General features: G+C 44.8%; 18 protein-coding genes. 14 read left to right on the top strand and 4 right to left on the bottom strand.

Annotation, left to right across the window (positions count from 1 at the left end):
• Positions 1–11: 11 nt before the first annotated feature.
• Positions 12–1025: a peptidase U32 family protein gene (locus L3V31_RS06160; protein WP_237315244.1), complete on the bottom strand. Its 1014-nt coding sequence runs from the start codon at positions 1023–1025 to the stop codon at positions 12–14.
• A gap of 118 nt (positions 1026–1143) precedes the next feature.
• On the bottom strand, positions 1144–3183 hold the full coding sequence (locus L3V31_RS06155; RefSeq protein WP_237315243.1) for a bifunctional diguanylate cyclase/phosphodiesterase: 2040 nt from the start codon (positions 3181–3183) through the stop codon (positions 1144–1146).
• A 352-nt stretch (positions 3184–3535) separates the two neighbouring features.
• On the opposite strand from L3V31_RS06155, the gene L3V31_RS06150 reads away from it, so the two are divergent.
• The 12 genes from L3V31_RS06150 (at position 3536) to deoD (ending at position 15046) form a co-directional block, all read left to right on the top strand.
• Positions 3536–4063, top strand: coding sequence for an SCP2 domain-containing protein (locus L3V31_RS06150; protein WP_237315242.1), 528 nt, complete (start codon positions 3536–3538; stop codon positions 4061–4063).
• Complete coding sequence (locus L3V31_RS06145) at positions 4047–4550, top strand: N-acetyltransferase (RefSeq protein ID WP_237315241.1); 504 nt, start codon at positions 4047–4049, stop codon at positions 4548–4550. The genes L3V31_RS06150 and L3V31_RS06145 overlap by 17 nt, the downstream gene beginning before the upstream one ends.
• A 222-nt stretch (positions 4551–4772) precedes the next feature.
• A complete protein-coding gene (locus L3V31_RS06140; protein ID WP_237315240.1) occupies positions 4773–5171 on the top strand; it encodes a DNA polymerase III subunit psi in 399 nt (132 codons plus the stop codon).
• Positions 5172–5242: 71 nt separating this feature from the next.
• On the top strand, positions 5243–5698 hold the full coding sequence (gene rimI, locus L3V31_RS06135) for a ribosomal protein S18-alanine N-acetyltransferase (RefSeq protein ID WP_237315239.1): 456 nt from the start codon (positions 5243–5245) through the stop codon (positions 5696–5698).
• A gap of 165 nt (positions 5699–5863) precedes the next feature.
• Entirely contained in the window at positions 5864–7453 is a 1590-nt protein-coding gene (gene prfC, locus L3V31_RS06130) for a peptide chain release factor 3 (protein ID WP_237315238.1), read from the top strand.
• Between the two features lie 153 nt (positions 7454–7606).
• Positions 7607–7789 carry a DUF5363 family protein gene (locus L3V31_RS06125; protein ID WP_237315237.1) on the top strand — a complete coding sequence of 61 codons (183 nt, stop codon included), beginning with the start codon at positions 7607–7609 and terminating at the stop codon, positions 7787–7789.
• A complete protein-coding gene (locus tag L3V31_RS06120; protein WP_237315236.1) occupies positions 7776–8549 on the top strand; it encodes a TatD family hydrolase in 774 nt (257 codons plus the stop codon). Before L3V31_RS06125 ends, L3V31_RS06120 begins: the two co-directional genes overlap by 14 nt.
• A 204-nt stretch (positions 8550–8753) precedes the next feature.
• Positions 8754–10037 (top strand): NupC/NupG family nucleoside CNT transporter, encoded by a 1284-nt coding sequence (locus L3V31_RS06115; RefSeq protein ID WP_237315235.1) that lies wholly within the window; start codon positions 8754–8756, stop codon positions 10035–10037.
• 514 nt (positions 10038–10551) lie between these two features.
• Positions 10552–11328: a deoxyribose-phosphate aldolase gene (gene deoC, locus L3V31_RS06110; RefSeq protein WP_237315234.1), complete on the top strand. Its 777-nt coding sequence runs from the start codon at positions 10552–10554 to the stop codon at positions 11326–11328.
• 239 nt (positions 11329–11567) lie between these two features.
• Positions 11568–12896, top strand: coding sequence for a thymidine phosphorylase (deoA, locus tag L3V31_RS06105; protein ID WP_237315233.1), 1329 nt, complete (start codon positions 11568–11570; stop codon positions 12894–12896).
• Between the two features lie 67 nt (positions 12897–12963).
• A complete protein-coding gene (locus L3V31_RS06100; protein WP_237315232.1) occupies positions 12964–14184 on the top strand; it encodes a phosphopentomutase in 1221 nt (406 codons plus the stop codon).
• A 142-nt stretch (positions 14185–14326) separates the two neighbouring features.
• The gene (gene deoD, locus L3V31_RS06095; protein WP_237315231.1) at positions 14327–15046 is read left to right on the top strand and encodes a purine-nucleoside phosphorylase; all 720 of its coding nucleotides are present in this window, start codon (positions 14327–14329) and stop codon (positions 15044–15046) included.
• 84 nt (positions 15047–15130) lie between these two features.
• Here the strand turns inward: deoD and L3V31_RS06090 are convergent, their stop codons facing one another.
• Entirely contained in the window at positions 15131–15736 is a 606-nt protein-coding gene (locus L3V31_RS06090) for a YtjB family periplasmic protein (RefSeq protein WP_237315230.1), read from the bottom strand.
• A gap of 91 nt (positions 15737–15827) precedes the next feature.
• Here L3V31_RS06090 and serB point away from each other — a divergent pair, with 91 nt between their 5' ends.
• Positions 15828–16808, top strand: coding sequence for a phosphoserine phosphatase (serB, locus tag L3V31_RS06085; RefSeq protein ID WP_237315229.1), 981 nt, complete (start codon positions 15828–15830; stop codon positions 16806–16808).
• A 63-nt stretch (positions 16809–16871) separates the two neighbouring features.
• Here serB and L3V31_RS06080 read toward each other — a convergent pair whose 3' ends face one another.
• Positions 16872–19220: a PilZ domain-containing protein gene (locus L3V31_RS06080; protein ID WP_237315228.1), complete on the bottom strand. Its 2349-nt coding sequence runs from the start codon at positions 19218–19220 to the stop codon at positions 16872–16874.
• A gap of 121 nt (positions 19221–19341) precedes the next feature.
• Between L3V31_RS06080 and radA the strand changes: the two genes are divergently transcribed.
• Positions 19342–20721, top strand: a complete 1380-nt coding sequence (gene radA / locus L3V31_RS06075) for a DNA repair protein RadA (protein WP_237315227.1) — start codon at positions 19342–19344, stop codon at positions 20719–20721.
• The last annotated feature ends 117 nt before the right edge of the window (positions 20722–20838 follow it).

The following is a 20838-nucleotide window of genomic DNA, read 5'->3' as shown; positions in this document are numbered from 1 at the left end:
CATGTTTACCTCTACTGCCATTGACGATGATAAGCGCCTAATGTGGTTTGCGTGCCTTCTGATACGTTAGCTAACGTTGTATTCCAGGCCTCTTCCACTTGGTACGCAGCAGGGTTTGCCTGGTAACGGTCAATCGCCGCTCTCCATGTGCGAGTCACTTGTTCTACGTAAGCGGGGCTTCGCTGACGGCCTTCAATTTTTACCGACGCAACATTGGCTGCAAACAATTCTGGAAGCATTGAAAGTGTATTCAGGCTGGTTGGTTCTTCTAGTGCGTGGTAGCGTTTTTTCTCACCTTCAATTTCCGCTTCAAAGCGGCCTTTACACAAGGTCGGATACCCCGCATTTTCCCCTTCGCTGTAACGGTCAATCAGAATGTTGTTGAGTCGCGATTCCAACCCTTGCTCGGTCTCTTGCCAGCGTACGTATTTTGCTGGCGAGCAAGCGCCAACGGTATTCGGCGACTCCCCCGTCATGTACGAAGATAAATAACAACGGCCTTCAGACATGATGCATAAACTACCAAAGGCAAACACCTCTAGCTCTACATCGCTGGTGATATTGCGCGATAACTGTTTAACCTGATGAATCGACAGGACTCGCGGCAGCACGACACGTTTAACGTTGAAGTTCTGTTTATAGAACTCAATGGCCGCGACATTGGTGGCAGAGGCTTGTACCGAGAGATGAAGCTCTAACTCTGGATATTTTCGTGCCGCGTACTCCAGTACCGCGATATCAGCGACGATCAGAGCATCAACACCTAATGACGCGGCGTTGTCTACGGCATTCGTCCAGCGTTCAAAACCATTTGGATGGGCAAATGTATTGAGCGCGACGTGGATTTTTTTGTTGCGGTCGTGAACGTATTGCACCGCTTTCTCTAGCTTCTTGCCATGAAAGTTTAATCCGGCAAAGTGACGTGCATTGGTATCGTCTTTAAAGCCGATGTACACGGCATCTGCTCCACAATCAATAGCAGTCTTTAATGCAGGCAGGTTGCCCGCAGGACACAAGAGTTCCATAGGCTCATAATCATTGAGAAAAAGGTGTCCGCATTTTATGAAGGATTATGAATAGCAAAATTGACCTAAGTTAGGTTTAGCTCAATAAACTCAACATTTACTCTTTGGGAGTAAAGAGTCAGTTCTTGTGACGACGATTTTGCACAAAGAGCTCTTCAATTTCGTGTTTAGGTTGCGGGCGGTAAAAGTGGAAGCCCTGAATAGAGTGACATTGCAGGTTAGAAAGCAAGGTCGCTTGCTGATGGGTTTCGACCCCTTCCGCGACAACGGATAAATCTAGGGATTTACCGAGATTGATGATGTTTTCTATAACGGTCACTTGCTTAGGCAGTGTGTCAATATCATTAATAAAAGCCCGGTCGATTTTAAGCTCATCAATAGGGAATCGGGCTAAGTAAGAGAGAGACGAGTACCCGGTTCCAAAGTCATCAATAGATAGGGCAAACCCCAGCTTTTTGATGGCGTTTAGCATTTGCAATGTATGTTCACTGTCGCTCATTACGGCGCTTTCAGTAAGCTCAAACGTAATACAACTTGGGTCAAGCTCTGTCGTACGCAGTAACTTTTCCATAAAGTCGATAAGTTGTGGGTTGCCAAACTGCTCGGGAGATAAGTTAATCGCGACGCGCCCTGGCAAAACGCTTTGCTGCTTCCAGCGTTTTACTGTATTAAAAACATCACGCATTACCACTCGTCCTAGGTGCTCGATTAACCCTGCTCGTTCGGCTACGGGAATGAATGCACCAGGGCTAATATAACCCTCGACAGGGTGTTTCCAACGCACTAAGGCTTCTGCCCCGTTGATACTGAAATCGCGCGCGTTTACTTTCGGTTGATACCACACTTCCAACCCATTTTGTTGCAAGGCTTTTTGTAGCTCAATTTCTAACCACAAACGCATTCGCGCTTCTTTATTCATCTGATCGTTGAATTTGATCAGTCGGTTTCGGCCGCGATCTTTTGCCTCATACATGGCAGTATCGGCGTTTTGCAGCAAAATGCGGGCATCTTGGCCATCTTCTGGATAGCGAACGCTACCAATTGAACAAGCAAGACGTTTGCTAAAGTGATGTAAGTCGAAAGGTTGGTTGATCAGCGAAATAATGCGATCCGACAGAATTTCAGCCATTCGCGCATTTTCAGGCTCAGGTAGCAGAATACCGAACTCATCACTGCCCAGATGCCCAAGGATTGCCTGACTTGGTAATAAACGCTTCAGACGTGCAGAGACCTCTTGGATTACTTTGTCACCAATATGATGACCAAGAGAATCATTGATATTTTTAAAGTTATCGATATCCAGATAGAAGAGCAGTAGTGGAGTCTGCTTTTTTATAAGTTGCTCCAGACGTTTGGTAAAACCAAAACGATTGTACAGCTTCGTCAGGGAGTCAATATTCGCATCTTCACCCAAAGACGCAGATAAACTCTTTGGCGCATTGTCGGCATCCTGAATCAGAATGATTTTTGAGGCACTACCCAGTATGGCGGTTGAATCTGCATGAAGTTGTACTTTGCGCTCAAATCCACATCGCGCGCTGGTTAAGCAAACAAAAGGTTTGTCAGAAATCAGTGTACTTAAAGGGTGACCGAAGACTTTTTTGGTATTTTCATCAATGAATAAACGGCTGAGCTTTTCTCCAAGCAGATCGTGGGGGGAGTTTATCCCGAGTAACCTTGCCGATGCTGGATTCGCCGAAATAATGATATCTTCTTCTATAAGCAATAAACCATCGGGCAAAAGTTGGGTTAGTTTGGCAAACTTGCTCTCTGACTCTTCTAGGGAGCGGACAAGGATGTGTTTCTCTGAGGTATCGACAGCATGAAAAACCACAAACCGGATATCATTTCCTTCATAAACCGGAGACAAACTAAAATGAAGGCTGGTTTCTAGATCCGTTTCATCCAGAGTAATCTCCGCTTCTACATGCTTACCATCGAAAGCACGTTGATAATAAGGGGAAAGCTTTTTGTAGAACTGTTCTCCCAACACGTGAACATCGTTGAGCCCAATGAGCTCTGCATTACACAATCCGGCGATATCACAATAGCGATCGTTCACCATTCGATAATTGTGTTTTTTATCAAGGATGGCGAAGAAGAAAGGGCTATTTGAGGTTAGCGTGGCAAACCAATGTTGTAATTGCTGGGAAGGCATTAAGTTGTTACCGATCTCCGATGAGCCAGATTAGTCGTCCGTTTTAAACGTGCTAGTTGAGAAAGTTCGCTCCGGTGAAGTTCAACGCGTGAATCTATCAAAGCTTGTTAAGTCATTGACTTATTTGAATTGCGTTGCTGACAATCACCAAAATACGGTCGATCACTATAACTTTGAAAATAGAGTTATTAAAGTGTTTATCTCATTGTTCTCATCAATAATACACGTAAGGTCAAAAAACTAGGCATTTATGGTCATCTGAAAACAAGCTGTTTATTGATGCATAACAGGTATCAGATTTACACAATTGCGTAATATGGTCGCCCTGATGATAAAGTAACGGATAATGAACGTGTTAAACAAGATTCGCAGTCAACTAGTCAAGAACGCAGCCAATATCTTGCGCTCTCCAGTCCAGTTATTACCTCAAACGGTTCAGAAAAAAGCCTTACTTGAAGGTCTGAAAATGATATTCAAAGAAGCGCTGGAAGATGGCGACTTTGAATTTCTGGAAGATAAGTGGTTAAAAGTTGCGATTAAAGACTTGAATTTAGCATGGTATATCAGCTATCAAGATGAAAACTTGCTTGTTGCTGAAAAACCAGTTCAGGAAGATGTGAGTTTTAGTGGTAATCTAAACGACCTAGTATTAATTGCTGGTCGTAAAGAAGACCCTGACACGTTGTTCTTCCAACGTCGCCTTTCTATTGAAGGAGACACTGAGCTTGGCTTAGAAGTGAAAAACTTAATGGACAGTGTAGACTTAGAGCAGTTACCAAAAGCCATGCAAGTCGCTCTGAATCAATTGGCAGATTTTGTCCAAAAAGGGGTTCATGAGCCTGCACAACAACCCGGAGTAGCGAATGCTTATTCGAACTGAAGCCCCTGCGGACATTCTAACCATTGACCGCTTATTGAAACACGCTTTTCCAACTGACGCTGAAGCTAATTTAGTGATGCGTTTACGTGAAAATGGCAAGCTGACCTTGTCGTTGGTGGCGTGCACGGATGAGGGGGAAGTGATTGGTCATGCTTTATTTAGCCCAGTTACGTTAAATGGTGAAGATTTGTCATGGCAAGGATTGGCGCCATTAGCGGTACACGAAGACTATCGACGTCAAGGTATCGGTGCTGAGTTGATTAAAGAAGGCTTCGAGTTTTTACGTGATTTTGGTTATCCGGTATGTGTTGTGCTCGGTTCACCTGAATACTATGCTCGTCAGGGATTTAAATCTTGTGCAGAAATGGGGTTTGAATGCGAGTGGGAAGCGCCTCAAGGGGCGTTCCGTATTGCTGAAGTTATTGAAGGCCAATGTGTAGGACGTTCTGGTCGCATTGATTATTCGCCTGAGTTCGACGACTTATAAGCCTCTGAGCAGCTGGTGGTTATGAACTGGCTGCTTTAAACCATCACATCAGTAACTAGCAAAGTGATGGCTTTGTTATCCGCATTGACGTCGAATCCTAGTTAAATCTTTCCCTTTCTTCTCATTTCCCTTATTCCCTCATCAATACATCCAATGTCTTTGGTTGTTAGGTATCGTCACTATAATTTGATAGTATTACCTGGTTCAAACAGGTGACGAAAAATGTCGATTAACGAGAAACAGTACTTACATGAAATGGGAATCAGCACTTGGGAGTTGATTCATCCAGATAGATTAGCGGGCTATCAATCACCAGTGATTGATCTGCCAAGTGCTTGCAAGCTTCTACTGGTTTCCCCAATCTGTCCTGTGAATGAGTCAGCTATCCTATTCGAGAAAATACTCAAGAGTATGAAGTTAACACTCGATCAAGCCATGCATCTGGAACCTGAACGCTTCTCTTTGCTAGGGAAACATCAGTTGGAATGGGTATGGTTCTCTGGGTGTGATGTGACGGGGGAGCCAAACATCAAGCAACTAACTTCCCCGTTACTTGAGGAAATTGATGGGAACAACGAACAAAAAAGAGCACTTTGGCAGCAAATTTGTTCTTATTCGTAATGCTGATAAAAGTCTTAGTGTGCGATACGAATCTATGTATATAGCAAGCTAAGCGTTAAATAGGTTAAATCATGACGATTGAAATTATTCCGATGTGTGAAGCGCATTTGGAGCAAGTTTGGCAAATCGAACAGCAAGCGCATTCTCACCCTTGGGCTGAGTCATTGGTTCGTAACTTATCAAGCCGAGGTGCTTGTCACCATGTGATGTTAGAAGGTGACTCTGTCCTTGGTTATTTTTATGCACAGAACATTGTCGGAGAAGTAACACTGCTGAATATTGCCGTCGATCCTTCGCAGCAAGGCAAAGGCTATGGTCAAAAGTTGTTGGATGCATTTCTACATCACTGTGAGCAAGTCAAAGCAGAAAGTGCTTGGCTGGAAGTGAGAGAAAGTAACCACGCTGCCATCCATATCTATGAACAAGCCGGTTTCAATGAATTGGACCGCCGATATAACTATTACCCTGCCAAAACAGGGAATGGTAAAGAAGATGCGATCATCATGAGTTATATCTTCTTCCATTAGTCACCCACAGACTTCATTAGGGATGTTGCCCCTAGAGCAATCAGTTGCCCCTAAAGCGATCTGTTGCCCCTAAAGCAATAATAAGCGAGAATACCGCGCAAAATTGAATCTAAAATGTGTGTTTGCTTTTCAGCAAGCATGCAGACATCAAAGAAGACCAGTTTCATGTCAAATACACCTTTTCTAGGCGAAGTCTCTAAACGTAGAACATTCGCTATTATTTCTCACCCGGATGCGGGTAAAACAACCATTACCGAAAAAGTACTTTTATTCGGAAATGCGATCCAAAAAGCAGGTACCGTTAAAGGTCGTGGTAATGCTCAGCATGCCAAATCTGACTGGATGGAAATGGAAAAGGAACGTGGTATCTCGGTAACCACTTCTGTGATGCAGTTTCCTTACAACGATTGTCTGGTAAACCTGCTAGATACACCGGGGCACGAAGACTTCTCTGAAGATACCTACCGCACACTAACTGCGGTTGACTCTTGTTTGATGGTTATCGATGCAGCGAAAGGTGTCGAGGATCGTACTCGTAAACTGATGGAAGTTACGCGTCTTCGTGATACGCCAATTGTCACCTTCATGAACAAACTTGACCGTGATGTTCGCGATCCAATGGAAGTATTGGACGAAGTTGAAAGCGAACTGGGTATGATGTGTGCGCCAATTACTTGGCCGATTGGTTGTGGTAAAGAGTTTAAAGGTGTGTACCACATTCACCGTGACGAGACGATCCTTTATGAATCTGGCCATGGTCATGAGATTCAGGAAGTTCGCATCATCAAAGGTTTGGATAACCCAGAACTGGATGAAAAAGTCGGTGCAGATCTGGCAGAAAGCGTACGTGAAGAGCTTGAACTCGTAATGGGTGCTTGTCCAGAGTTCGAACTGGAATCATTCCTGACTGGTGAGTTAACACCAGTTTACTTCGGTACGGCATTAGGTAACTTCGGTGTTGACCACATGTTGGATGGTTTGACTGAGTGGGCGCCTGCGCCGAAGACTCGTCAAGCGGTTGAGCGTGATGTTGAAGCGACAGAAGAGAAGTTCTCTGGTTTCGTTTTCAAAATTCAGGCAAACATGGATCCAAAACACCGCGACCGTATCGCCTTTATGCGTATTGTATCGGGTACTTACACGCAAGGCATGAAGATGAACCATGTTCGCCTAGGTAAGCAGGTAAGCATCTCAGATGCGGTAACCTTTATGGCGGGTGATCGTGCTCGTGCAGAACACGCTTACGCAGGTGATATTATCGGTCTACATAACCACGGCACTATTCAGATTGGTGATACCTTCACGCAAGGTGAATCGCTTAAGTTCTCTGGTATTCCGAACTTTGCACCGGAGCTGTTCCGTCGTATTCGTCTGAAAGATCCACTGAAGCAGAAGCAGCTACTGAAAGGTTTGGTTCAGTTGTCTGAAGAAGGTGCGGTGCAGGTGTTCCGTCCACTGCAAAACAACGACCTGATCGTTGGTGCGGTTGGTGTACTTCAGTTTGACGTGGTTGTCGCTCGTCTGAAGTCTGAGTACAACGTAGAAGCGATTTACGAAGGTGTAAACGTCGCGACAGCTCGTTGGGTTGAGTGTGGCGACGCTAAGAAACTAGACGAGTTCCAACGTAAGAATCAGAGCAACTTAGCACTCGATGGTGGTGACAACTTAACGTACATTGCACCGACAATGGTTAACTTGAACCTAGCGAAAGAGCGTTTCCCGGATATTGATTTCCGCGCGACTCGTGAGCACTAATCGACGTTAATTAAAGCTCACTTACACAGTGACTGGATTTTAAAACGCCCTTGGCTATAGACTTAGTCAAGGGCGTTTTTATATCAGTAAAAATGACTTGGATTGGATGATGCCAATCTGAGTAAATAAGTGATTAGAGATAGCGGAGGAAATATGAATTGGTTGAAAAGAGGCATCAAGCGCTACGACGATTGGTGCAAAGAGATGGGACTGACGCCAGATCAAAAACGCAGTTGTGTGCCTTACAGAAAAGATCCTGCTCATCAAAGTGAGGAACAAAACGCAGCGCTTAAATCCTCTGAGAGCAATAGAAAGTCGCAAGATGAAGCTCTTTGACACGCACTGTCATTTTGACTTTGACGTGTTTCAAGATGACTTTGAGCACAACCTGACTCTTGCTCAAGAACAAGGGGTGAGCAGAATCCTGATACCCTCTGTTGGACCCTCTAATTGGTTCCGTATTCAAACGTTGGCCAATCAATATTCCCACTTATATTATGCGCTGGGGTTTCATCCGTATTTTCTGGAAGAGAATTTTGAGCGGCACCTCTCTGAACTGGAACATTATCTAAAACAAAAAGCTCCACAGTGCGTTGCGATCGGGGAGTGTGGATTAGATTTTGCGATTGACGTAGATCCTCAGTTGCAAGAAAAGGTGCTTCAAACTCAATTTGAACTCGCCAGACGTTTCGATCTTCCTGTCATTTTACATAGCCGAAAAGCACACAATCGACTTATTCAAATGGTCAAAGCGGCGAAGCTGCCTAAAGGTGGTGTCGTGCATGCTTTTGCTGGTAGTTATCAGCAAGCAATGGAGTGGGTCAGATTAGGTTTTTTCATCGGTGTAGGTGGAACGATTACCTATCCACGAGCCCAAAAAACCCGCGACGCAATTCAAAAATTAGACCTTGAAAACCTACTAATCGAAACAGATGCACCAGATATGCCTATACTTGGATATCAGGGGCAACCAAACCACCCAGCTAAACTCATCCAAGTATTAAATGTGCTCGTAGAGCTGCGTAGAGGAGAAAAGCAATCGATTGCGTCTCAACTGTGGAAAAATAGCAATTTTGCCTTCTCAATATGTGAATAGAATTCAAAGAAAGTGTTTAGATTCGAAAACGTTTTCCTTTTTATTGTGAGTTTTATCACAAAGATTGGTGAATCAATCATGAATCTTATGGGAAAGTGTGAGGGCGGCATTACTTTAATTGATGATGCATGAGTATAATTGCCCCGCTTTTATAGCTCCATTTTGTTACACGCCAATAAATAACTTATAAGGAAGTCATAAACTATGAGCCTGTTTATGAGCCTGGTTGGTATGGTAGTGCTACTTGCTATTGCATTCGCATTCTCATCTAACCGCAAAGCTATCAACTTTAGAACTGTGGGTGGTGCATTCGCTATCCAATTCGCATTAGGTGCATTTGTTCTTTATGTACCTTGGGGCCGTGATCTACTGAACGGTTTCTCTAGTGGTGTATCTAACGTTATCAACTACGGTAACGATGGTTCATCATTCCTATTCGGTGGTCTTGTGTCTGACAAGATGTTCGAAGTATTCGGTGGCGGTGGCTTCATCTTCGCATTCCGTGTTCTTCCTACACTGATCTTCTTCTCTGCTCTGATCTCAGTTCTGTACTACATTGGCGTTATGCAATGGGTTATCAAGATTCTTGGTGGTGCACTACAGAAAGCGCTTGGTACTTCTCGTGCAGAATCAATGTCAGCAGCAGCTAACATTTTCGTAGGTCAAACTGAAGCACCACTTGTTGTTCGTCCATTCGTTCCAAAAATGACTCAGTCAGAGCTATTCGCGGTAATGTGTGGTGGTCTAGCTTCTGTTGCTGGTGGCGTACTCGCTGGTTATGCGTCAATGGGGGTACCTCTAGAATACCTAGTTGCAGCATCATTCATGGCGGCACCAGGTGGTCTATTGTTCGCTAAAATTCTTCACCCTGAAACTGATCAGCCTCATGAAAGTATCGAAGAGGCAATGGACGGTGGTGACGACAAACCTGTTAACGTGATCGACGCAGCAGCGGGCGGCGCGGCTTCTGGTCTACAACTAGCACTAAACGTAGGTGCAATGCTAATCGCATTCGTAGGTCTGATTGCGCTAATCAACGGTATGCTAGGTGGCATCGGCGGTTGGTTCGGTATGCCTGAACTAACTCTTGAGCTAATCCTTGGTTACGCGTTCTCTCCACTAGCATTCCTAATCGGTGTTCCATGGGCTGAAGCAGTAACTGCTGGTTCATTCATCGGTCAGAAAATTGTAGTGAACGAATTCGTTGCATACTTGAACTTTACGCCTTACATCGGTGAAAACGCTCAAGTAATCGCAGCAACTGGTGAAGTAATGTCTGAGAAGACTACGGCTATCATCTCATTTGCACTGTGTGGCTTCGCGAACCTTTCTTCTATCGCGATCCTACTAGGTGGTCTGGGTAGTCTTGCTCCAAACCGTCGTTCTGATATCGCTCGCATGGGTATTAAAGCAGTACTTGCTGGTACGTTGTCTAACCTAATGGCAGCGACAATTGCAGGCTTCTGCTTAAGCCTAGCAGCTCTGTAATTTAGAACTGGTTTTTAATATATAGACGCCACATGAAATCATGCCCTGTAGCAAGAAATTGCTGCGGGGCTTTTTTCGTTTTCAGGGCTGAAAATTTTTAGTGCGTCATATGTAAAGTCTCTTACCTGACGAACTAGAGAAGAGAAATCTGGAAATTTTGAGATACAAACCGTTTGCGCTCTATTTGGTGCTACAGTTTTGCGGTGAATATCTATAATGTAGACATCACAAGGTGGATACAACCTAATCGAGGGGTAAATGAATTACCCTGAAATTTTAGATAACACCGCAATCATAGATTGTTTTGCCATAGGCCAAATTGGTACTGTGCGGTGACAAGGATAGCAATTGGCATAAGAAATTTTCGCTGTATATGCCGAGTCTTCATGGAACCAAGTCCGTTCATAAATAGACTACTGAGTCATTTTTTACACAATCTCAACTCGTTGATTAAAGTTAGAGTTGCGATGCCAGGCTGAGTAGTGAATTTTTTGAATATTGATCGGAGATAGAAATGAGCGATTTAAAAGCAGCAGCACTACGTGCACTAAAACTTATGGATCTAACTACGCTGAATGATGATGACACTGATGCAAAAGTGATCTCACTATGTCATGACGCGAAGACAGCAGTAGGCAACACAGCTGCAATCTGTATTTACCCTCGCTTTATTCCTATTGCTAAGAAGACACTTCGTGAGCAAGGTACGCCAGAAGTTCGCATTGCAACAGTAACGAACTTCCCACACGGTAACGACGATATTGAAATCGCAGTTGCTGAAACAAAAGCGGCGGTTGCTTACGGTGCAGACGAAGTTGACGTAGTGTTCCCATACCGTGCGCTGATGGCAGGTGATGAGAAAGTGGGCTTTGAACTGGTTAAGCAATGTAAAGAAGCTTGTGGTGATATTCTTCTTAAAGTGATCATCGAAACAGGTGAACTCAAAGAAGAGGCGCTAATCAAGAAAGCTTCACAAATCTGTATCGAAGCGGGTGCAGACTTTATTAAAACTTCAACAGGTAAAGTGCCTGTGAACGCAACACCAGAATACGCGCGAATGATGCTCGAAGTGATTCGTGATATGGGTGTAGCAGAAAGCGTTGGTTTCAAACCTGCTGGTGGTGTGCGCACTGCTGAAGACGCAGCGGCGTACCTGGCAATGGCAGATGAAATCTTAGGTGATAACTGGGTTGATGCGCGTCACTACCGTTTCGGTGCATCAAGCCTGCTAACGAACCTATTAAATACATTAGAAGTGACAGACGAGACTGCTGATCCAGCAGCTTACTAATTCTCTCTTCCTATTTGACGCCGCAGCGTTGTTGACTGCGTAAGTTCACCGGGGCGCCGGCCGTCCTAACCACATAGAGCCTCTATGCTCATAGGAATGAACTTACTTGTCGCCTAGCTGCAACGCCAAATAGTTTGAGAGTCGATAAAAATAAAGTCTGTTTGGTGGAACGGTGATATGCCGTTCCACACTACCTCTTTACCTTATAACCATCGCTATCTTTAGCGTGGGAGGCACTAATGTACTTACCGCAAGAAATCATTCGTAAAAAACGCGACGGCGAAGTTCTTTCTGCTGACGAAATTAACTTCTTTATTCAAGGTGTAGCAAACAACACTGTATCTGAAGGTCAGATCGCGGCGTTTGCTATGACTATTTTCTTCAATGAAATGACAATGGATGAGCGTATTGCCCTGACTTGTGCAATGCGTGATTCAGGTATGGTTATCGATTGGAGCCACATGAATTTTGACGGCCCTATTGTCGATAAGCACTCAACTGGTGGTGTGGGTGACGTGACTTCTCTCATGCTTGGTCCAATGGTGGCGGCATGTGGTGGTTTTGTTCCAATGATCTCTGGGCGCGGGCTTGGCCATACTGGCGGTACGCTCGATAAATTAGAGTCAATCCCTGGCTACAATATCACACCGACGAATGACGTGTTTGGTCAGGTGACGAAAGACGCTGGCGTTGCGATCATCGGACAAACAGGCGATTTAGCTCCAGCCGATAAGCGTGTGTACGCAACCCGAGATATCACGGCTACCGTTGATAACATCTCGCTAATTACGGCATCCATTCTTTCTAAGAAACTGGCTGCGGGCTTGGAATCGCTTGTAATGGACGTAAAAGTCGGTTCGGGTGCATTCATGCCAACTTACGAAGCATCTGAAGAGCTCGCAAAATCTATTGTAGCGGTAGCAAATGGTGCTGGAACTAAAACAACAGCAATCCTGACTGATATGAACCAGGTATTAGCATCATCAGCCGGTAATGCTGTTGAAGTTCGTGAAGCGGTTCGTTTCCTAACTGGTGAATATCGAAACCCACGTCTACTTGAAGTCACCATGGCTTCATGTGCGGAAATGCTGGTGCTTGGTAAGTTGGCAGAAAATACAGATGACGCGCGTGTGAAACTCATGGAAGTGCTCGACAACGGTAAAGCGGCAGAATGCTTCGGCAAGATGGTTGCCGGCCTAGGTGGCCCTGCAGACTTCGTCGAAAACTATGAAAACTATCTAGAAAAAGCAGAAATCATCAAGCCCGTGTATGCGACGGAAACTGGCATCATCTCTGCGATGGACACTCGTGCTATCGGTATGGCTGTAGTTGCTATGGGCGGTGGTCGCCGCGTAGCAACTGATGAAATCGACTACGCGGTTGGTTTTGATGAATTCATCCGTTTGGGTGAGGTTGCTGATAGCGATAAGCCTCTAGCCGTTATCCACGCTCGCACAGAAGAGCAGTGGGAAGAAGCGGCAAAAGCACTACGCAGTGCAATCAAAGTAGGTGGTGAATACACACCAACCCCAGAGGTTTACCGTCAAATTCGTGCAGAAGACATCTAATCGATTAAATTATTACAAAAGGCCTACTCAACCATAATAATTCGCGAGTGGGCCTAAGGAACGAGCAATGAAAAGAGCATTTATTTTAGTACTAGACTCATTCGGTATCGGTGAAACCGCTGATGCTAACGAATTTGGTGATGTAGGTTCAGACACATTAGGCCATATCGCGGATCAGTGTGAAAAAGGCTTAGCCGATAACGAAAAGCGTCAAGGCGCACTTCGTCTTCCAAACTTATCTAAACTTGGTTTGGCGATGGCACACAAAGAATCAACAGGTCGCTTTGCACCTGGTCTAGACGCCGATGCAGAAATCATCGGTGCTTACGGCCACGCTGCTGAGCTTTCTTCTGGTAAAGATACTCCGTCTGGTCACTGGGAAATCGCTGGTGTACCTGTTCTATTTGACTGGGGCTACTTTACGGACAAAACCAACAGCTTTCCTGAAGAGTTGACGAATCGCATCCTTGAACGCGCTGGCTTAGATGGCTATTTAGGTAACTGCCATGCTTCTGGTACTCAAGTACTTGATGACCTGGGTGAAGAGCACATGAAGACGGGTTTGCCTATCTTCTATACGTCAGCAGACTCGGTATTCCAAATAGCGTGTCACGAAGAGACATTCGGTCTGGAGCGGCTGTTAGATCTTTGCCAAATCGCTCGTGAAGAGCTAGCTGATTACAACATCGGCCGTGTTATCGCTCGTCCATTCATTGGTCCGGGCAAAGGTCAGTTTGAACGTACAGGTAACCGCCGCGACCTTTCTGTTGAGCCACCGTCAGCTACAGTGTTGCAAAAGCTGGTTGAAGAGAAACAAGGTAACGTCGTTTCTATCGGTAAGATTGCGGATATCTACGCGAACTGCGGCATCACTAAGAAAGTTAAAGCAACGGGTATTCCAGCGCTGTTCGAAGCAACTCTAGAGCAGATCAAAGAAGCGGGTGATAACACCATCGTATTCACTAACTTTGTCGATTTCGATTCAGCTTATGGCCACCGCCGTGATGTAGCGGGTTACGCTGCGGCTCTTGAGTATTTTGATGGTCGTATCAACGAAGTGCTAGAGCTGATGGATGAAGACGACGTGCTTATCCTAACAGCAGACCACGGTTGTGACCCAACATGGCCGGGCACAGACCATACTCGTGAGCACATCCCAGTATTGGTTTACGGTCCAAAAGTGCCAGCTGGCTCTCTTGGCTGCCGCGAAACGTTCGCAGATATCGGCCAAACGTTAGCGAGCTACTTCGGTACTTCACCAATGGAATACGGTAAGAACTTCCTATAATTATTAGGTAACTGAAAACTAGGAGCATTTGGCTCCTAGTTTAATGTTTTGCAGTATAAAAGTACTGCTTGTCGTAAATGAGAATACTCTGGCTTACATCGCCTTAAGCGCGGAGCGCTAGAGAAAGGTTAAGGAAAAGAAAATGGCAACTCCACATATCAATGCTGAAATGGGTGCATTCGCTGACGTAGTACTAATGCCGGGTGACCCGCTACGTGCAAAATACATTGCAGAAACTTTTCTTGAAGACGTTGTTCAAGTGTGTGATGTTCGCAACATGTTTGGTTATACAGGCACATACAAAGGTCGTAAGATCTCTGTGATGGGCCACGGTATGGGTATCCCATCATGTTCGATCTACGCGACTGAACTTATCAAAGACTTCGGTGTGAAAAAGATCATCCGTGTTGGCAGCTGTGGTGCTGTAAATGAAGACATCAAAGTACGTGATGTTGTGATTGGCATGGGCGCTTGTACGGATTCAAAAGTAAACCGCATCCGTTTCAAAGGTCATGACTTTGCTGCAATCGCAGACTACAAAATGGTTCGCGCAGCAGAAGATGCAGCAAAAGCCCGTGGTATTGATGTGAAAGTCGGTAACCTATTCTCAGCAGAACTTTTCTACACGCCAGATCCAGAAATGTTCGACGTAATGGACAAGTACGGCATTGTTGGTGTTGAAATGGAAGCGGCTGGTATTTACGGTGTAGCAGCAGAATACGGTGCTAAAGCACTAACAATCTGTACGGTTTCTGACCACATCAAAACCGGCGAGCAAACCACGTCAGATGAGCGTCAAACCACGTTCAACGATATGATGCTGATTGCACTTGATTCTGTATTGCTTGCTGATAAAGAGTAAACTCTCGTAATCGCAGTTAAGTATGCAAAAAAACAGCCCGCACAATGCGGGCTGTTTTTATATTGAGTTCTGAATACTGATGAATTATTTGGTCAGAAGAAGGTTTTCCGCTTTCTTTCTACGAATTGGTTGTCTGCGTAAAATCATAATGAACAGCATGCCACAGACAAAACTCATCAGAACCATCATATACATGTAGCGATCACTTTTACGATAGTGGTGGTCAGAAATCGCGGTAACGCGGCCTGTTTCGAAAGTAACCCTGACAAAGCCGACAACAGAATCGTCAGCAACTATAGGTTCAACCAGTTGTTGGCGGCCAATTGAAGCGGTTGCCAATGGGGTATCTAAACCCAGCACCTCTCGTACTGATAACGCCTCTTCACTGGAAGCCAAACGCACACCTTGTGCATCATAAATGCTTGCATCAAATACCAAGCGATCCTGTGCGAGCTGATTAGACAACTGCAGTAATCGCTCTTGGTCATTGTTCACTATCATTTCACTGGCAGACAATGATGCCTGTGAGATCAAAACCTTGGTGAGTGTCTCAAGCTGATGGGCTTGAATTTTCTCGTTGCCCTTACTGATAACCACACTGTTTTTTATCGTGATAAATAACATTACACACAGTAGTATTAGCGCCAGAATTCGTAGGGCATTCCTTACTGAGAACAAGGATTCACTCATGCTCTTTACTCATCCATTTAAAATAAAACAAAGCCTTGCCTTTTTAGTTTGTTGAGGTAACGTTTTAGCAAAGTCATCAAGGATTATATACATGGACGCGTTAAAAAGCTTGCCTATAAGAAAACATACGACACTTTTAAATCGATTGCCTGAAACGCGCTTTGCCTCACAGTTGGATAGAGCCAAAGCAAATTGGATTATTTTTTCTACTTACCTTTCACCGAGTCATTTTGAAGACATTGACTTTTTTACTGGTTTTTACAATCCGGTCCTAGAAACATGGAAGGTAGGCCAATACGAAGTTGCATTGATGTCAGGCGAACTTACGTCTCAGCACGAAACCATTTTAAAAAGCCTTAACTTAGATTATGCATCACTAAATGAAGTCCCTGACTTGTCAACCACAGGGCTTATTGTGTTTGATATGGACTCGACAGCCATTCAAATTGAATGCATTGATGAAATCGCGAAGTTAGCCGGTGTTGGCGATGAAGTCGCTGAAGTAACAGAACGTGCGATGCAAGGAGAATTGGATTTTGAACAGAGTCTTCGTCAACGAGTTGGCAAACTAAAAGGTGCTGACGAATCTATCCTTGAACAAGTACGCTCGCAGCTTCCATTCATGCAAGACTTTGAAGCACTGATTGCGACAATGAAAGCGTTAGGCTGGAAAACGGCGATTGCTTCTGGTGGTTTCGACTACTTCTCTGACTACATCAAAGAAAAGGTGGGTTTAGATTTCGCTCGCTCGAACAAGCTTGAGATAATTAATGGAAAACTGACTGGTAAAGTGCTTGGTGAAGTTGTAAACGCGCAAGTAAAATCAGACATCTTGGTTGAATTAGCGGATGAGTACGAAATCGAGCAGCATAATACGGTTGCGGTAGGTGACGGCGCGAATGATTTGGTGATGATGTCTGCTGCCGGTTTGGGCATTGCGTACCATGCGAAACCGAAAGTAGAGGCACAGGCTCAATCTGCGATTCGTTATTCTGGTTTAGGTGGCGTGCTTTGTATACTGTCAGGAGCGCTGGTTAAACAACAGAAAATTAGCTGGAAGTCTAAGCCGTAGTCTATTGGCAAAAACAGCTAATTGGGTTCAATATTAAAACACCGCCGAACTGAGCGGTGTTTTTTATTCGGTTAGTTCTAGCCTAACGAGTACTTCTTCCGTGATATCTTCAAACTCACTGTACCCGATAAGCGAAGTGAGCTCCTTCTCTAGTTTACTTGCCTGATGCACACTAAACTGGGTTAACTCACTTAAATCTCTTTGCAAAAGAGAGGTCATTGGCTCAAAAATTGGCGCGGTGGAGAGACGAAGAACATAGAAATCGCCCATCATGCGTGCTTTTTTTACAAACTGAATGCGTTCTTTTAGGCTACTAAAATTCTGATATAGCTTTGACTCTATACCCGTAACTTTGTTACCGGTTTTTGATGCGCTGATGTAAATGTCTTCATGTTTCTCCTGTGTGCCATCTACACGTTTGATTCGATCTGCGATCAGAGTGCTGGTACGGCCTTTAAATATGGGGTCCAGCAAAAGTTTATTGTCATGACCTATCTGAGCAAAAATCTCAACATGTTTGGGTAAAGGCTGGTTTACACCGATAACCGGTGTTTTAAATGAGCCCGTTGAAGTTTTACTAATAAAGATCGGAGAACTTAGGCTTCTGGAAAGAAGCGTACTATTCAGTCTCTCCAGTAGATCATGGCTTGGCAGCACATCTTCCTGCGGAACCAACTTGTTCTTATTATGTTCGATGACTTTATTGAGAAAAGCGATCACACGACGTGCTTTGCTGTTTTGACCAATAACCAATTGAACCCTGTGACCATCGGGGCTGACTCGCACAACGCGGTAAGGGACGTCGGACAGCGGCAAATTGTTATCGTACAATTGCAGCTCACGAAAGTTAATGGTGACCTCTTGACCAGCGCGTAAGGAGGCAGGATTTTCTAGCCGAATTCCGAGTCCTCGCTTGGAAATATCAACACTGTATCCCGGACTATTTAATTGCCCCGACATTAACGCGAGTGGTGTTTTAAATCGATAACGAGGCTCTTTGCGTCGAGATTGAGCATCAAAATACATCCCTTTTGGGTTGCCGGTTATTCGCCTTGGATGTCGAAACGCATTTAAGGTATTTGAAGGTAAGCGGGGCTTTTCGGTTAACAGGTAGTCTTGTCCTGAATCATCGTCCGAGATTTCTTGCAAAATCCCTACGTGAGTGAGTAAATTAGAAGTTTCAGCTAACTCTGATGAAAATGAGGCGAGTTCTTCTTTTTCTTGCTTGGACAGTTCAAAGATAGATACGCGAAACACTCGCCAGCTTTTTCGCTTTGCCCCCAAATGCCAGAATAGTTGGCGTTGCTCTCTGGTTGCTTCAGGTCTCAGCATCGAGTAGAAATAAGTTTTGTTATCGTGCTCGTGAGTAAATGAATAGAGAACGTTGGTGGTGCCTTTTACACCCGGTGTAATCAGCGATGTCATTCTTTCTTCATGGAACAGGGAGCCAAAGACTTGTTGGTTACGTTCATCGTGCCAGTATTGCCATAGTTTTTGATTATTCGGCGTTAGCATGGCAAGTTTTAGCTCGCTGCCTTGAAAGAACAGTGGCAAGTTGCTGGTGTGTTTCAGAGTCAAATGCTCATATCCGCGAGTACGAGCCCGAATGATTTTATCCTGATTATCATGACGTGTACGTTTTGCCTCATTGTTTAGCACTTCATCAATGACTCTGTCGATCACATTGGTTTCAGTTAGAATAATGGTTCTTAGGTAGCGAACTGCATCATTTTCGTAGCAGTCTTCAACAGCCAGGATCCGATAAGTCAGGGGCTTTTCAATTCCGGCTAATTGAGATTTACTGGCAAAGTCGGTAAAAGTAACCTCAATGATTTCTCCAAGGTTGTATTTAAATGCGCTGGGTACTTTGAATTTTGCGCCAGAGCTGGATAGGTCAATGCTCAAACCGTGGAGTAGCTGGCCTTTTGAACGATGTATCTCGACTTGTGATTGGACTTTTAAACGCTTTTCTTGACGCTTCAAGTCAAAACCTAGTTGAATAGGCACGGCACCAAATGGGCTTTGAGTCCCTGATAGAGACGGATGATGTTCTTCGGCTGCTTGTTTGCCCATGACTCGAAAATTGTTTCGGGTGCTAATAAGCGTTTCCCAGACGCCTTCGGTATAGCCACCATACTTTCTGATGCTTTTGTGGTAAGCATTAAATGCTACGTCATCTAACCAGTGTGGAATTCCATCGAATATGTACTTTCTGCACTCCCCGTTAACACGGCCGCGTAAATCAATGCTTTTTTTGCACGGCGCCATTAATCGGTTCAATTCAATCTTGACCAAAATTTTGGCTGAAGGTGGCGCTTCCTCGGTCAGTTGGCCAAGGACAAAATCAAAGTCTACAGAACCATAGACCGGGATGAGCCGTTCCGCGAGCGAGAGAATTTCAGATTGCAGCATTATTTCTGTTAGAGTATGTCGTTATTAGAATTGTATCGGCTAAGCACAGCAAAACTTGAGTATATTCAGTTCTGGAGTCAGTTGGCAGTGCTTGGTCACATTTGTTAAAAATTGAGGCATCATGGCGAAAGCAAAACGAGCGTATGTTTGTAATGATTGCGGCGCAGACTTTCCGCGTTGGCAGGGGCAATGTAATGCGTGTGGTGCATGGAATACGATTACGGAAGTACGAATTGCCGCTTCGCCAACTGTTGCTCGCAATGAACGCTTAAGCGGATATGCAGGTTCTGCGACAGAAGCTCAGGTACAAACGTTATCAGAAATTGACTTACAAGAAGTACCACGCTTTACCAGTGGCTTTAAAGAGCTCGATCGTGTGCTTGGTGGCGGTGTGGTTCCCGGCGCCGCAATATTAATTGGTGGTAACCCCGGTGCAGGTAAGTCGACACTACTTTTGCAAACTATGTGCTCTTTATCGGGACAAATGCCGACTTTATATGTGACGGGTGAAGAATCGTTGCAACAGGTGGCGATGCGTGCTTCTCGCCTTGGGTTGCCAAAAGAGCACCTAAAGATGTTATCCGAAACTAATGTAGATAAGATCTGCCAAATTGCTGAGAAAGAGCAACCTCGCATTATGGTTATTGACTCGATTCAGGTGATGCACGTTTCTGATGTTCAGTCATCGCCGGGTAGTGTCGCGCAGGTTCGTGAATCCGCGACAGCGCTTACGCGATATGCGAAGCAAAACAATGTTGCGGTATTTATCGTTGGTCACGTAACGAAAGATGGTACGCTTGCGGGGCCGAAAGTTCTTGAGCACATTATTGACTGTTCAGTGTTACTAGATGGTGGCACTGATAGCCGGTTCCGTACTTTACGTAGTCACAAAAACCGCTTTGGTGCGGTAAATGAACTCGGTGTCTTTGCGATGACAGGGCAGGGGCTTAGAGAAGTGAGTAACCCATCGGCGATTTTCCTTTCACGTGGTGAAGAAGAGACGTCAGGGTCTTCGGTTATGGTCGTATGGGAGGGGACTCGTCCTCTATTAGTTGAGATACAAGCGCTGGTCGATTACTCACAGCTCGCCAATCCACGCCGAGTAGCGGTGGGGCTGGAACAAAATCGTCTGTCGTTGTTATTAGCTGTGTTGCATAAGCATGGTGGGTTGCAAATGGCGGATCAAGACGTGTTTGTCAATGTCGTTGGTGGTGTGAAAGTAACCGAGACCAGCGCCGACCTTGCATTAGTGATGGCGTTACTATCGAGCTTTCGTGATCGCGCCTTGCCAAAAGATGTCGTTATCTTTGGTGAGGTTGGCTTAGCGGGTGAGATTCGTCCTGTACCGAGTGGGCAAGAGCGATTAAATGAAGCGTTTAAGCACGGCTTTAAAAAAGCAATAGTTCCTGCAGCGAATATGCCCAAAGGTGGAATTCCGGGTATGCAAATTCATGGGGTTAAGAAGTTATCAGAGGCAATAGAAGCATTTGATGAGCTATAACGCGCTAAAATAAGCGTTTCAAAAATGTAAAATCCATTCTCAAATTGAACGAATAAAGCACATAAATCGTTATACTTGGCTATCATTTGAGGATGGAAAATTTACGTTAAAAATATT

Source organism: Vibrio sp. J1-1, from assembly GCF_021728395.1.
Classification (GTDB): domain Bacteria; phylum Pseudomonadota; class Gammaproteobacteria; order Enterobacterales; family Vibrionaceae; genus Vibrio.
Note: the sequence above shows the minus strand (reverse complement) of the source record. Positions and strands in the feature narration are given on the sequence as shown.